Annotated in this window: 15 protein-coding genes; 6 read left to right on the top strand and 9 right to left on the bottom strand. The window is 43.2% G+C overall.

Going from position 1 to position 14358, the window contains the following annotated elements; genetic code table 11:
• Positions 1–17 precede the first annotated feature (17 nt).
• Entirely contained in the window at positions 18–488 is a 471-nt protein-coding gene (locus tag QE429_RS04070) for a hypothetical protein (RefSeq protein WP_307284379.1), read from the bottom strand.
• Between the two features lie 225 nt (positions 489–713).
• On the opposite strand from QE429_RS04070, the gene QE429_RS04065 reads away from it, so the two are divergent.
• The 3 genes from QE429_RS04065 (at position 714) to QE429_RS04055 (ending at position 3573) form a co-directional block, all read left to right on the top strand.
• Entirely contained in the window at positions 714–1754 is a 1041-nt protein-coding gene (locus QE429_RS04065) for a DUF3231 family protein (protein WP_307284377.1), read from the top strand.
• A gap of 153 nt (positions 1755–1907) precedes the next feature.
• Positions 1908–2369, top strand: coding sequence for a nucleoside-diphosphate kinase (gene ndk, locus QE429_RS04060; protein ID WP_307284374.1), 462 nt, complete (start codon positions 1908–1910; stop codon positions 2367–2369).
• Between the two features lie 178 nt (positions 2370–2547).
• Entirely contained in the window at positions 2548–3573 is a 1026-nt protein-coding gene (locus QE429_RS04055) for a sensor domain-containing diguanylate cyclase (RefSeq protein ID WP_307284372.1), read from the top strand.
• 62 nt (positions 3574–3635) lie between these two features.
• Here the strand turns inward: QE429_RS04055 and QE429_RS04050 are convergent, their stop codons facing one another.
• Positions 3636–4343, bottom strand: coding sequence for a DNA alkylation repair protein (locus QE429_RS04050; protein WP_307284369.1), 708 nt, complete (start codon positions 4341–4343; stop codon positions 3636–3638).
• Positions 4344–4566: 223 nt separating this feature from the next.
• On the opposite strand from QE429_RS04050, the gene QE429_RS04045 reads away from it, so the two are divergent.
• From QE429_RS04045 to QE429_RS04035, 3 genes are read left to right on the top strand one after another with little or no spacing between them, the layout of a single operon-like run.
• Positions 4567–5013 carry a hypothetical protein gene (locus QE429_RS04045; protein WP_307284368.1) on the top strand — a complete coding sequence of 149 codons (447 nt, stop codon included), beginning with the start codon at positions 4567–4569 and terminating at the stop codon, positions 5011–5013.
• 1 nt (position 5014) lies between these two features.
• Positions 5015–5239, top strand: coding sequence for a helix-turn-helix transcriptional regulator (locus QE429_RS04040; RefSeq protein WP_307284365.1), 225 nt, complete (start codon positions 5015–5017; stop codon positions 5237–5239).
• A 26-nt stretch (positions 5240–5265) separates the two neighbouring features.
• Entirely contained in the window at positions 5266–5964 is a 699-nt protein-coding gene (locus QE429_RS04035) for a DUF4386 domain-containing protein (RefSeq protein WP_307284363.1), read from the top strand.
• Positions 5965–6012: 48 nt separating this feature from the next.
• Here the strand turns inward: QE429_RS04035 and QE429_RS04030 are convergent, their stop codons facing one another.
• From QE429_RS04030 to QE429_RS04000, 7 genes are all read right to left on the bottom strand, one after another.
• Positions 6013–6975, bottom strand: a complete 963-nt coding sequence (locus QE429_RS04030) for a carbohydrate kinase family protein (RefSeq protein WP_307290722.1) — start codon at positions 6973–6975, stop codon at positions 6013–6015.
• A gap of 4 nt (positions 6976–6979) precedes the next feature.
• Entirely contained in the window at positions 6980–8473 is a 1494-nt protein-coding gene (locus QE429_RS04025; protein ID WP_307284361.1) for a glycoside hydrolase family 32 protein, read from the bottom strand.
• Positions 8474–8526: 53 nt separating this feature from the next.
• Complete coding sequence (locus tag QE429_RS04020; RefSeq protein ID WP_307284359.1) at positions 8527–9978, bottom strand: sucrose-specific PTS transporter subunit IIBC; 1452 nt, start codon at positions 9976–9978, stop codon at positions 8527–8529.
• A 190-nt stretch (positions 9979–10168) separates the two neighbouring features.
• Complete coding sequence (locus QE429_RS04015; RefSeq protein ID WP_307284356.1) at positions 10169–11164, bottom strand: LacI family DNA-binding transcriptional regulator; 996 nt, start codon at positions 11162–11164, stop codon at positions 10169–10171.
• 104 nt (positions 11165–11268) lie between these two features.
• Positions 11269–12546: a TRAP transporter large permease gene (locus QE429_RS04010; RefSeq protein ID WP_307284355.1), complete on the bottom strand. Its 1278-nt coding sequence runs from the start codon at positions 12544–12546 to the stop codon at positions 11269–11271.
• A 16-nt stretch (positions 12547–12562) separates the two neighbouring features.
• Positions 12563–13141 carry a TRAP transporter small permease gene (locus tag QE429_RS04005; RefSeq protein WP_307284352.1) on the bottom strand — a complete coding sequence of 193 codons (579 nt, stop codon included), beginning with the start codon at positions 13139–13141 and terminating at the stop codon, positions 12563–12565.
• A gap of 19 nt (positions 13142–13160) precedes the next feature.
• Positions 13161–14186, bottom strand: a complete 1026-nt coding sequence (locus QE429_RS04000) for a TRAP transporter substrate-binding protein (RefSeq protein WP_307284349.1) — start codon at positions 14184–14186, stop codon at positions 13161–13163.
• Between the last annotated feature and the right edge of the window lie 172 nt (positions 14187–14358).

The following is a 14358-nucleotide window of genomic DNA, read 5'->3' as shown; positions in this document are numbered from 1 at the left end:
CACCGTTAAAGCAAAAGTTATTTCTTACGGGATATTATAGTTGCTAAAACGCCTAACATGACCGCAAAAATATGACTGATTAAAAAGGTATACACATTAAAAAACAGGCTATTGGTGTATTGATTAAACCAACCAAAGCGGTAAATCCTTGAATCCGGGTTAGTTGGATCTCCTCCTAGAGCGGTAATCAGGTCGTTTGTGAAGTTAATTATGGCCGCTATTAAAATGGCACACAGGATGAGTGATAAAGTTAATATACGTGTATTTATTTTTCGATTGTTTAGTGTAATTAATTTTTCTCTTACACGCTTAAACGTTAGGGTGTAACTAGCTAGAAACACGGGTGAGAAAAGGAATATTACCACGATACCTAGATTGCCATTGCCCGAAATAGTATGAGGATTAATTGTAAAGGCATGTTCTATAATCATAAAACCGAGGAGAGAGAGCAGGAGACTGGTCATCCAATAAATATTTTTTCTTTTCAATGTTAGACCTCCTTTTCGAAAAATGGCATGTACTTTACACACCTAATTACTTCCACAAACAGGAAACGTTCTCCTGCAAAAAAATGATTTGGGGACAGTCCCCCGCTGCTTTAAAGCAGCGGGGGACTGTCCCTCTTTATATATGTATACTTCTTCCTAAATACCATAAAATAACCACAGAGTAGTAAAAAACAGAAGATGTTTTAAAATTTGGGGGTTATCCTTTTGGGGATTTTTAATAAAAAGTCAAAGCCTAATACGTTAACGGTCTCTGAAGTATCTGCTCTATGGCTTCAATATATGGGCGATAGTATGGCCATCTGTATGTACAAATACTTTCTCAAAATTGTAGAACAAAAAGATATAAAAGAAATCATTGAAATATCCTTAAAATTATCTGAAACCCACATCTCGAAGATTACTGAATTCTTGAAAGATGCCCATTTTCAAGTGCCAATCGGCTTTACTGAGGCGGACGTAAATCTGAATGCCCCGCGTCTGTTTTCGGATCAATTTATCCTCTTCTACTCTTACATAATGAGCTTACATGGGTTACCAGCGTATAGTTTAGCCATTACCACCCTAGAGCGGCAAGACCTGCAAAATTACTTTTTTGAGTGTACTAGACAAACGAACGAGTTATTTCAAAAAATCGCGCAACTGGCAAAGGATCAACCCAAATTTTCAAGTGTCCCCTCCATTCCTTCCCCACATGGGCCGGAGTTTGTGGAATCAACAGGAATCATTGATAATTTAATCGGAGATAAACGGCCGCTGAATAGTTCTGAAATCAGCACTCTTTTTTTTAATTCAAAGAAAACTGGATTTATCCGTTCGTTAAGTTTGGGGTTCAGTCAGGTGGCAAAATCGGAAGATGTTCGGAATTTTATGCTAAAAAATGTGAAATTAGCGGGGAAAGATGCGGATAGCTTTGATGCCATTTTAATGCAAGATCATTTACCCATACCTGAGAAGTGGGATGTGGAGATTACGGAATCGACAATAAGTCCATTTTCGGACAAATTGATGATGTATCACGCAGCGTTTCTAGTCAATACGGCCCTATCCTACTATGGTGCAGCACTAGGGGCCAGCTTGCGGTCAGACATCATGTTAAACTACTACAAAGTTTTCACCCACGCCATGGAAGCCGGGACCTTTTGCTACACCATCCTGGTGAAACACGGGTGGCTAGAAAAACAGCCGGAAACCATTGATAGGGAATCGTTGGCGAAGAATAAAGGGGACAGTCCCCCGGCGCGCTAAAGCGCTGGGGGACTGTCCCCAAATTTGTTAGGTTTGAAATTCCTGGTAGATAGCCATAATTGTGGATAGGATCAACTTTCTTTAAGGAGAGCTCAACTTACTTTTAAAGTGGTGGTTCTTATTAAGTTATCTATCTTACTAAGAGGTGATTGTATGGCATTACAACGCACATTTATCATGGTGAAGCCTGATGGAGTAAAACGAGGATTAATCGGAGAAGTCATTAGTCGGTTTGAACAAAAAGGGTTTACCCTATTGAATGCAGAGCTAATGAACGTGGACCGCTCAAAAGCTGAAGATCATTATATGGAACATCAAGAAAAACCATTTTTTGGCGAACTAGTAGATTTCATTACATCCGGTCCTGTCTTTGCCATGGTCTGGGAAGGCGAAAATGTCATCGAGGTATCTCGTCTCATGATCGGAAAGACTAATCCAACTGAAGCAGCACCAGGTACAATCCGCGGCGACTTCGCGTTTAAGAAAGAAGAGAATGTCATTCATGGCTCTGATTCTCTCCTAAGTGCAGAACGCGAAATCGAAAATTTCTTTGGACTACTGAAAAGAAACATCAAAAGAGATGATTTTCCATTCGACGAACGGAAATCAGTGTAAATTTCAAAAACGGGGACAGTCCCCCGGCGCGCTAAAGCGCTGGGGGACTGTCCCCGTTTTCAATTTAGGTAAATTGTCATAAAATGGACAATGGTTTTACTATATTTTTACTTTTACAATAATAACTAGATAATAATTTTTCTCTTAGACATACATGCGCATGTGAAGGGGTACAATAATGAGCTTTTTTCATGAGGTAATGGATACTTCTCTTATTACAGTGGCAGCATTATTTATTACACTTTTTATTAAAAATAAATTTCTGGATAGATTTTTTCCGAATTATAGGCAGCGGAATGAATTAGAAAGAAATTATCTAGATACCCTAAAAGACCTTCAAGATTTGAAATTTGCCTTAGACGAGGCGAATCTTGTTCAAGTAGTGGATAAAACCGCGAATATTTTATATGCGAATGAAAAATTCTGCCGACTTTCCGAGTATTCTTTTGAAGAAATCAAGGGGAAAAATATGCGCATTTTGAATAGCAGCTATCATTCAAAAGAGTTTTTCAAAAAGCTTTGGGATACTGTTTCTCAAGGAAAAGTGTGGAGTGGAGAAATTCGCAACAAAACGAAGAGTGGTACATACTATTGGACTTTTACCACCATTGTCCCGTTTTTAGACAAGCAGAAAAAGCCGTTTCGATATATTGTCATTCGAAATGATATTACCAAAAGCAAAAAGTTAGAGAAAAAGTTGGAATACCTCTCTAACGTGGATGGATTGACCTCTTTGTTTAATCGAAGGTATTTTGATAAAATGCTAGATTCCTATTGGCAAGCTCTCGGCGCCAGTCAAGACCCTCTTTCCGTAATTTTGTTCGATGTCGATTATTTTAAATGTTACAACGATCACTACGGTCATTTACTCGGCGACCAATGTTTAATTGATATCTCTAATCGGGTCAAGGACATCTTGAACCCATATGAGGCCACTTACGCAAGGTTTGGGGGCGAGGAATTTGCGATTATCCTGCCAAAGAAAGATGTACATGAGTCGCGCTTCCTTGCTGAAAGGATCCGCCTGGAGATTGAGAAGTTACATATCCCACATGAGTGGTCGAAGCAACACGGCAGGGTCACCTTGAGTTTTGGAGTGGCCTCCCTGGTTCCTGCCCAAGACAGGAATCCCATGGGTTTACTTGATTTAGCTGATAAGGCCTTATACCAGGCGAAAAACAACGGGCGGAATACAGTCGCTTAATAAAATTGGGGACAGTCCCCCGGCGCTTAAGCGCAACGGGGGACTGTCCCCAAAACTTTCTATTAACACCTTACATATCTACGTTTAAAACCCAGCCTACCCTTATCTACTTCCTTTTGAATATTTTCAGAAGCGTTCAGGATGCTGCTTTTCTTTTTGTCCCGTTTGATTTCGACAGGGCCTACTGCCTTTGCGGTTTCAACCGCCTTTTCATGAAGCGGCACATAAGAAATCGCCACGGTATAGATAAAATTATTCATAGCAGATTTCGTTCGCTCCGGAGCATCATGAATGGTTTTTTCTACCTGATCCAGCATACCCGCAAGCTTGCTTGCACTAAACTCCTCATCCTTACGATTACCTAAAAGCCAGCAGTAACAGCTCCAGCCTGCCGACATTTTCAGCTCTTCCCCGCTTGCGATCCATTTATCGGCAACCGCTTGGGCAATATCTGCTTCAGCCAGCGTGACGGCAACTACATAATCAGACAGCATATAAAAATATGCCCCCTCAATCCAACGGTCGAAATCCTCCTCCGTCATGGCCTTGGGGTCTGCAATGACGCCGGCAAAATACATCGCATCATAGTTCCCAGTGGCATATAGTTGCTCGGCCAATGGCTGGTTTTTCTTGATTTTCTTTGCCATCGGCTTCATCGCTCCAGTAGCCACACCAAAAACCGGTTCATGCGCTCCATTACTTATGTACATTTTTTTACTTCGCTCCTTACCGAGCGCTTCCAACTCCTGCATTACCGTTTCAAAATCCATTATCCGCACACATCCTTCATACAAGAAAAATACCAGTTTAACGAGTTCTTATGGCTACCATTATAACACCTTGAAAAAGAAATAAACCATAAAGAGGGACAGTCCCCCGGCGCTTTAGCGCAACGGGGGACTGTCCCCACAAAAACTAAATGTAAACTTTTTTTGACATGGTGCATATAATACTTTACCTGATGTAAAAGGGAGCATACAGGAGGTGTTAATCATGACGTATCAAGAAAAGAAAAGTATTGTATCATTGATTACCGTTCTTCTCATTTTCGTGTCTTTTGGTTTGTATATGTACCCGCAGCATCCCGAGGGCGGGCTGGAGTCGCCTGATGTCTTTCGCTATTGGGGCTTCTACGTCCTTCAATTGACTTTGGTTTCAATCGTCGTTCACATCGTGATCAGTATTATTTTTAACATCATCTTTAGAATGACGACTAAGGAAAAGGAACCCACATTTGCAGATGAACTCGATCAGCTAATTGCCTTGAAAGCAAACCGCAATTCTTTTGTGGTGTTTATCATCGGCTTCCTACTTTCAATGTGCTCGCTAGTATTCTATCATCCGTCACAGGCGATGTTCATCATTCTGATTTTCTCAGGATTTCTTGCAGATGTGACCGGCTCCATAACGAAAATCTATCACTATAGGAAAGGAGTCTAATATGGGCAAACATCTTGTCGGCAATCACATTCGAAAATTACGTTTTAACCATGATGAAATGACACAGCAGCAACTGGCTGACAAGGTTGGCGTGACTAGACAAACTATCGTCGCACTCGAAAAGGGGAAATACTCCCCATCCCTAGAACTGGCCTTTCGCATTGCTCACGCCTTTAACTTACCTTTGGAAGACGTATTCTTTTATCAAGGCAACACAAAGCGATAAGTAAATTTAGAGAGGGCGATGGAAAAATGAATGCAAAAAGAGCAGCAAAAATTGTAGGCGTACTGTTTATCCTTGCAGCCGTTACGGCGGTAATAGGTCTACTTTTATACGATCCGATCCTAAGCGGCCCGGATTACTTGATTAAAGGTTCCGAACACGCAGGCCAAGTCACGCTTGGAGCGTTTATGGAGTTATTGCTGGTTATTTCAGCCGTTGGAACCGCAACAACCCTATTCCCCATCTTAAAAAAGTATAATGAAACGATTGCTCTTTGGCATGTATGCTTCAGGTTTCTCGAAGCCATTATCATCACGGTCGGTGTCATCAGTATGCTCTCACTGTTGACGTTAAGTCAGGAATTTGTAGCAGCAGGTGCCCCGGATACCGCAGCTTTCCAAACTTCAGGCATTGTTTTAAAAGCCATTCATGCCTGGACTTTTATGCTTGGTCCCCTTTTCATGCTGGGAATCAATACCATGATGTACAGTTATATCTTTTATAAAACCAAGCTTGTCCCCCGATTTATCGCTAAATTGGGAATGACAGGGGCAACTCTAGTGTTTATTTATGGATTGTTAGTTATGTTCGGAGTCGCTCAACAAATTTCTGTCTGGGCTCTTATGTCCCTGCCAGTAGCAGCTAATGAAATGATTCTAGCCGTTTGGTTGATCGCAAAAGGATTTAATGAATCTGCACTAGTTTCCCTGAATGCAAAAAAGAAATGAGGGACAGTCCCCCGCTGCGTTAAAGCAGCGGGGGACTGTCCCTCAATTTTATATAAGTCTCACCACTTCTTCTTTGGTTGGCAACGCGGAAATTGCTCCTTTTTTCGTGGTGGTTAAGGCTCCGCTTGCGTTACCAAATCGGAGGATAGCATATGCATTCTCTCTTAGTAGTTCTTCCACATTGCCAGGGATTGCTCGCAGTTCTAGCAATTGGTATAATAACCCACCAATGAAAGCATCACCTGCTCCAGTCGTGTCCACCGGTTCAACCGTGTATCCGCTCGATGAAAACTTTTCATCCTTTAAGTACAAATCCGCTCCAGCCGCTCCTTTTGTATAAACGATAGCCTTCACGTTTCCAACGAATAATGATTGAATTGCAGCCGACTCCTCCTGGATTCCAGTAATAAATGCAAGCTCTTCATCCGACACCTTGACGATATCCGCCGCAGGTAAAAATTCGAGAATCGCCTTGCGACAGTCTTCTGGATTGCTCCAAAGCGGAAGCCGCACATTGGGGTCAAAGCTGACCAAGCCCCCAGCAGTTGAAACCGCCGCGATTGCTTTCTTATGTGCCTGCTTCATTGGGCTTTCCACTAAATCAACCGAGCAAAAGTGGAGAATATCCCCCGCTTGGAACCATGCCTGCTCGATTTCTTCCTCACTCAACAGCAAATCCGCAGAAGGCTTCCGATAAAAAGAGAAATCACGTTCGCCGTCTTCTTTTAACGAAACAAACGCCAAACCCGTATTCGCTTCCCCCGTCCGGTACACTTTGTCCGTCTCCACGCCAGCCTCGATAAGCTTCTCGACTAAAAAGTCACCAAACGCATCCTTCCCTACTTTCGAAATCATCGCCGCTTTTTGGCCATATTTGGCAACGGCCGCCGCCACATTGGCCGGTGCACCCCCTGGCGCTCTTTCAAACGCAACGACATCCTTTAAGGCTGCTCCTTTTTGAAGAGGAATGAAATCAATTAACACTTCACCAATTGAAAAAAGCTTTCCCATTCTGTCACCTCTGCCCATCTTTGATCTCCCATTTAACCGCAGTCACATTCGTTTGGCCACCACGGGCAAATACGCGGATTCCATTGCTATTTTTTCCAGGAAAAATCCTCCCCGTAAACACTTCCTCACCGTCATTTACAAACACCTCAACAGAGGAAACATCCACAAAAATTCGGAACGAAATCTTCTCCGTTTCAGCATCTAATCCACATTTACGAACGGTACCAAACTCCTCAGCAAACGGTTCGCCCGAACGAGCCCGATCAAACACAACCTTTTTCTCGACCGCATCATACTTGATCACCGTTTTCTCCTCAGCACCGACCCGAAGCTCCAAACCAAACTCCTCAGCCGTGCTCGCAGAGAATTCAGCAAAAAGCTCATACACGTCTCCATCAAAACCAGTCAAATCAACCGTTTCATTCTCAATCGTGCAACTCACTTCCACCTTATCTCCACGAAGCAATGCAAGCTCTGACACCGGCCGCTGGATTAGCTTTCCGCCACGAACCGAAAGCTCCCGCGGGAGGGTTAAACAGTGTGCCCAGCCATTTTTATCAGTAGGATAGTCAATCTCCGGCAAGCCCATCCAACCTACTAAAATCCGGCGTCCCTCGGGGTCCACCGTCGTTTGCGGTGCATAAAAATCGAACCCGCGGTCCAATTCATGAAAGGCGCCATGCTTCAGTTCCCTTTTTTCTAAATCAATGGGACTTCCCACTACATACCCTGACTGATAGATATTTTGATAATGGTCACCTTCCGCATGTAACCCTTGTGGGGAGAATAACAACACGCCTTGGCCGTCCAGCTCAAAATAATCCGGACATTCCCACATGTAACCGAAGTCTTCACCTAAGCCAGTCTTCACTTCACCCGCAAACTGCCAATTTTTCAAATCCGGAGAGCGATATAAAACGACACCTCCCGTTTCATTTTCCCTCTGCGCACCAATCACCGCATAGAAGGAATCCCCCTGCTTCCACACCTTCGGATCGCGAAAATGATCCGTATAGCCATTTGGAACCACACTAATCACCGGGGCATCCATTTTTACAATGCTTCCATCCGGATTCATCACTGCCAGACATTGATATGGATATCGAATCCACTGGTCGTCGCGCGTGTTGCCCGTGTACAGTAAATATAATTTTCCCTCGTGCTCAATCCCGCTTCCGGAATAGGCTCCATGACGATCAAACTCATTCGATGGCGCAATGCCCATTCCCACCTCTTCCCAATGAACCAAATCCTTAGACTTTGTGTGATACCAATGCTTCAACCCATGAACTGGACCGAGTGGAAACCATTGATAGAATAAATGATATTCCCCGTTAAAATAACTAAAGCCATTCGGGTCGTTTAGCAACCCTGTCACCGGCTGAATATGAAAAGCCTGCCGCCATGGGCATTGATTCACGAGCTTCGCTAACCCTTGGATTTCCTCTTCGGTCACGTCGTCCATGCTTCTGTATCGTTGCTCTTTTGTCCATTCCATGCTGATTTCACTCCTAATACAGAAAGGAGAATCACGGGATTCTCCTCTTTTTATTATGCTGCTCTTTGATCAGATGATAGTTTCACAGCCTTTTTTTCGTCTCTTTTTGCTAAAACAAGTGTGACGATGAAGGCAACAACAAACGCGATGGCCATACCGATGATATAAGAAACAATCGTATCTGGGCGAATGGAGATCACGCCTGGAATTCCAGCTGCGCCTAACGCCGTTGCTTTCACTTTAAACATCGTCACAAAGCCAGACCCAACCGCAGAACCCGTAATCGCCCCGATAAATGGATAGCGTAGTTTCAAGTTCACACCAAACATGGCAGGCTCCGTAATTCCTAACAACGCAGAGATTCCCGCTGCAGAAGCTGTTCCTTTGATTTTCGCATTTTTCGTCGTCTTAAGCACGGCAAGTGTCGCAGCACCTTGTGCAATGTTTGACATCGCCGCAATGACGAAAATGAACGATCCACCCGTTTTTGCTACATCCGCAAGCAATTGCGTTTCTACTGCTATGAAACTATGGTGCATACCAGTAATTACGATAGGTGCATACAGTAGACCGAAGATGATTCCGCCAACCACACCTGTTGAGTCATACAACCAAACAATTCCATCTGTTAATAGATTACCAGCTGAGCGTGTAAGTGGTCCCACTAATGTGAACGTTAAAATCCCGGTAATAAAGATCGAGAATAACGGTGTTAATAGATTGTCTAAAGCAGATGGGACAACCTTCCGCAGGTAGGTTTCAATTTTTGCTAAAATAAAAGATGCCGCAAGAACCGGAAGTACTGTTCCCTGATAGCCTACTTTTTCAATCTCCAATCCAAAAATATTCCAAACGGGAACTTCATGTTTCAGTAACGCGGCACCGTATCCGTACCCATTTAACAAGTCCGGGTGAACCATCAGCATGCCAAGTGTCGCACCAAGGAACGGATTCCCGCCAAACCGCTTCGTTGCTGAAAATCCAATTAATATCGGTAAAAAGACAAAGGCTGCATTGGCAAAAGTATTAATAAGTGCCGCTAAATCCGCCATTTCCGGATTGGCGTCCACTAATGATTTTCCTTCTATAAACAAGTCTGGGGCTGTTAAGATATTGTTGATCCCCATGAGCAGACCGCCGGCAACAATCGCTGGGATAATCGGAACGAAAATGTCGGACAGCATTTTGACGAATCGCTGAATCGGATTTAGTTTCTTTGATGCCGCGTCTTTCACATCACTTGTGGACATTTCGGTTTGACCAGACATCGCTGCCAAGTGCTTATAAACCTCGTTCACCGTTCCCGAACCTAAGATAATTTGAAACTGACCACCTGTTGAAAAGGTCCCTTTCACTGCGTCCATTTGATCCAACGCTGCTTGATTCACGGCTGATTCATCTTGTAAAACTAAACGTAGTCGTGTGGCACAATGGGCTGCAGCTGCTAAGTTTTCCTGACCACCAATGGCATCGAGTACTTCCCGTGCAATTTTCTTATGATCCATCTTAATCCCTCTCTTTTTGTTTGGATTTGGTTTTCGGAACCGGTTCCACTTTAGAGTAAAAATAAAAGGTTCTTGCTTTTGGAACCGGTTCCACTTTTAATTAAAAAAATATAAAATGAACGGAGAAACCGAATCCGCTTGTGACCAAGTGATACGGCTCTCTCGTTTGGAACCGGTTTCGTTATTTTTATTATAGGGTACGCTTCAAGAGATTGTCAACGCTTTCTCGTTCGATAATTTCAAATGTAGAAACGGTTACTTTTTCCACTGGGCGTTCATTGATCAACTCAACCATCTGTCTCGCCGCCGTTTCTCCTGCTTCTTTGTAAAAAAACTTCGCTGTGGTTAAGGTCGGATGGATGATTTCGGTCACGTCATAACCCCCAAACCCTGTTACCGCTAGATCGTTCGGAATTGTCAGTCCCTCTGCATACGCGGCCTTCAGCACCCCAAGGGCAATATTATCGGTTGCACAAACAAAGATAGAAGGCTGAAATTCATGGATGATTTCCATTGCACTCGCTTGCGCAGAGGGAATCTTAAACAAGGTCTCATAGAAGCGAACCTCGCAATCCGCTGCTTCTTGAATTGCCTTTGTAAAGCCCTGCTTGCGCTTCACCCCTACGGCAATATCTCGTTCGGTTACACCCAGGTAAGCAATTTTTCGATATCCTTTTTCTAGGACATACCGTCCCATCTCATAACCAGCATGAAAATCATCATGAATGAGACTATGAAAGTCCTCGTGTTCTTGTCCAATTAACAAGACAGGAACGTTGACCGATTCAAATGCTTCGATATGCTGAGCCGTGATCTCAGTCGCAAGCAAAATAATCCCCGCCATCTTTTGATTGGCGAAGCTATAAATGCTTTCAATCTCTCTCTCCAGACTTTGACTGGTATTGGAGATCAGCATCTGATAATTGAGTTGCTTTAATTGTTCATCGATGCCAATTAACGTCTGCGAAGCAGCATAGGAATCCAACCTCGGAACAATCGTGCCAATAATATTCGTTTTCTTCGCCTTTAAGCTCTGCGCAAAGGGATTCGGCGAATATCCCGTCTCCTGGATCGCCTGTTCAATTTTCTTCTTCGTCGCTTCCCCAACAGAACCGCCATTCAAATACCGCGACACCGTACTCTTCGCCACACCCGCAAGCTTGGCAATATCCATAATTGTACTCATGATCCTCAACCTCATCACATATCAAAATCGTTATCATTATAGTACCACAAAATGGGGACAGTCCCCCACTGCTTTACAGCAGTGGGGGACTGTCCCTCAAAAAATTATTTCACCCAGAACATCGATAGTGCCGGGAAGTAGGTGATGATGAGTAGGTCGACGATCATGACGACGATGAATGGTGCGACCGATCGCACCAGTTTGTCATAGGAGACTTCCGCGATGCCTTTTACGACAAAGAGGTCTAATCCTACTGGCGGTGTGATGAGTCCGATGGACAGGTTTACAACCATAATGAGTCCAAAGAACACCGGATCAATTCCTGCTGCAAGAGCAATCGGCAGCAATAATGGTGTTAAGATCGTGATCGCTGCAGATGCGTTCAAGAAGCAGCCTGCGATAAAGAAAATGACCGTGAACATAAGCAGGACTAGATAACGATTATCAGAGAATCCCGCTACTAGATTCACAAGAAGCTGAGGGATTTGTTCGGCGGTTAACAGCCAGCCAAACAGGTTCGCGGCTGCAATAATAAAGACCACCATCCCCGTCATTTTTCCCGCCTTAATGAATGCCTCCGGAACATCCTTCCAATCCATATCTTTATAGACAAATTTATTAATAATAAAAGCATAGGCGGCAGCGATCGCACCAGCCTCCGTCGGAGTAAAAATCCCTCCCCTGATTCCAAAGATGATAATTAACGGAAGAATCAAGGCCAATATTCCTTCAATAAAAGTCTTTTTAAAAGAAGTGAATTCAAACTTCGTATTCTCTTGAGAATAGTTATTCTTTTTTGTCAGCCAATAGTTGAGCATCATAATCGACAACCCAATGAGAATCCCAGGGACAATCCCTGCCGTAAACAGATCCCCAATTGAAACGCCTGCGGTTACCCCGTATACAATCATGGGAATCGATGGTGGAATAACAACGGCGATGGTTCCAGCACTCGCTACTGTCGCAGCCGCAAATCCCTTATCATACCCTTTTTTCTCCATCATCGGAATCATCATTTTACCAACAGCCGCTGTATCGGCTGCACCTGAACCAGAAATACCAGCGAAGAACATACTGGTTAACGTCGAAACCTGTGCCAAACCGGCACGAAGCCAGCCGACCGAGGCAAAAGCAAAACCGGCAATCCTTTGCCCCATACTGCCAGACATCATAAATTCACCTGTCAGCATAAAAAAGGGAATGGCGAGAAGCGGAAACGAATCTACAGAGGTGATTAATCTTTGAGGAACAACTTCTAACGGAACATAGTAGATACTAGTTAAAAAGCCGGAAATGGATGCTAATATTAAAGACATTGCAATGGGAACACCCAGAAACATTAGTACAAACAGTACAACCAGGACGACAACTGCTACTGTCATTCATCTTCCTCCTTCTTTATCCTATATGGGGATTCTCTTTTGCCACATCCACCTGAACCATCTCAGCCACTTTCTCTTTCCCCACTGCCAAATCAAGGATGGCAACAAAAGAATGAAGAAGACAGATGAGTGAACAGACGAGGACGGAGCCATAAATCAAGGTCATATTTAGTCCCATAGAAGGGGATATTTGTTGACTGGTAAATTTTAAGATGCTCCAGCCATACACAATTAAAAATAGAAAGACGGCGGAATTGATAACTTCAACAAGGATTTGCAGTTTACCCTTCCATTTTTCAGGCAAATAATGAGCTAGAATTTCCACTTGCGCATGTTCCTTGCTCTTATAAACAATGCCGATACCTAAGAAAACAATCCAAACAAATAGATAACGAATGAGTTCTTCCGCCCAGCTTAGATTAAATACGGAAAAGTCCACCATGGGAAGCAGCTTTTGCACAAAAGAACTTTGTAAAACGAACCGGGAGAATACTTGATACACAGTCGCCACGAAGGCAATCACGAAAAAGAAGATTAAGAGATTTTGACTGCCTTTATTCACTTTATTGCTCAGCTCCGTCATAAATCCTTTCATTGAAAACACCTCCACATGTTTATTTTAGGCTTTCTATTTTTTCCAGCAGGTCTTTTCCAATGGAGTCTTCAAACTCTTTGTATACTGGTTTTACCGCTTCTCTAAAAGAATCTAAATCAGGGTGTTCTTCAATTTGAATATCTGTTTTTCTGAGGTCCTCGAGAAGCTTTTGCTCATCCTCTAAAGCTACCTTTCTTTCATATTGAATTGCTTCCTTGGACGCTTCGGTGATCACCTTTTGCAAATCTTTTGGCAGTGTATCATAGGTGGTCTTACTCATAATAAAAACAGCGGCATCATAGTTGTGAGCAGTTAACGTCAAATACTTTTGCACTTCATTGAATTTGTTCAAGTAAATCTGTGCCAGCGGGTTTTCCTGGCCATCCACCACATGCTGTTCAAGCGCTGTATACAGCTCCCCAAACGGTACAGGAACAGGCGTCGATTTCAGTGCCTTCACAAATGAAATATAAGGCGGTGATTCCTGAACCCTAATTTTCATACTTGCCGCATCTTGAGCGGTTTTGATTGGCTTCACATTATTGGTCATATGTCTCCAGCCATTTTCCATAAATCCTAAATTCATTAACCCGCGATTGGCCAAATCAGCTCCGAGCTCCTTACCGATTTCTCCATCGAGAACCCGAAAGGCATGCTCACGGCTTTCAAATAAATAGGGTAGATTAAGTACATTAAACTTCGGGGCAAAATTGGTCACGGGCGCAACAGAACCGATGTGGAAGTGAATCGATCCGATTTGGGCTCCCTCAATCTGATCCCTCCCGTTTCCTAACTGGCTGCTAGGAAAAATATCAATGCGAATTCTCCCTTTCGATTCTTTCTCAACAAGCTCTTTAAACTTTAAGGCTCCCTTATGATAGGGATGTGTCTCTGTCTGCAAATGTCCGAGCCTTAATACATACTCTGCATCTTTGCCTTTACTTGTTGCGGTACTGGTACTGGTACTGGTACTGGAACTGGCACAGCCGGTAATCATGAATAAACAAGTTAACACTATGAGAACGAAGACAGAAGTTTTTTTCATTTCCTAACCTCCCCACCAAATTGTAAGCCCTTTCAAATTATCGAAAAATTATGTACTCCTCCCTTCCATGTTTGGTTCAGTCACCCAACCACTAAATTAATTATATTTCAATTTTCTAAAAAATCAAATATTTTTTTACTCTCTAAAATATTAATTGAATCCTATCAATAAA

It is taken from the genome of Bacillus sp. SORGH_AS_0510, assembly GCF_030818775.1.
GTDB lineage: Bacteria > Bacillota > Bacilli > Bacillales > Cytobacillaceae > Neobacillus.
This window is presented reverse-complemented; position numbering and strand designations above follow the sequence as displayed.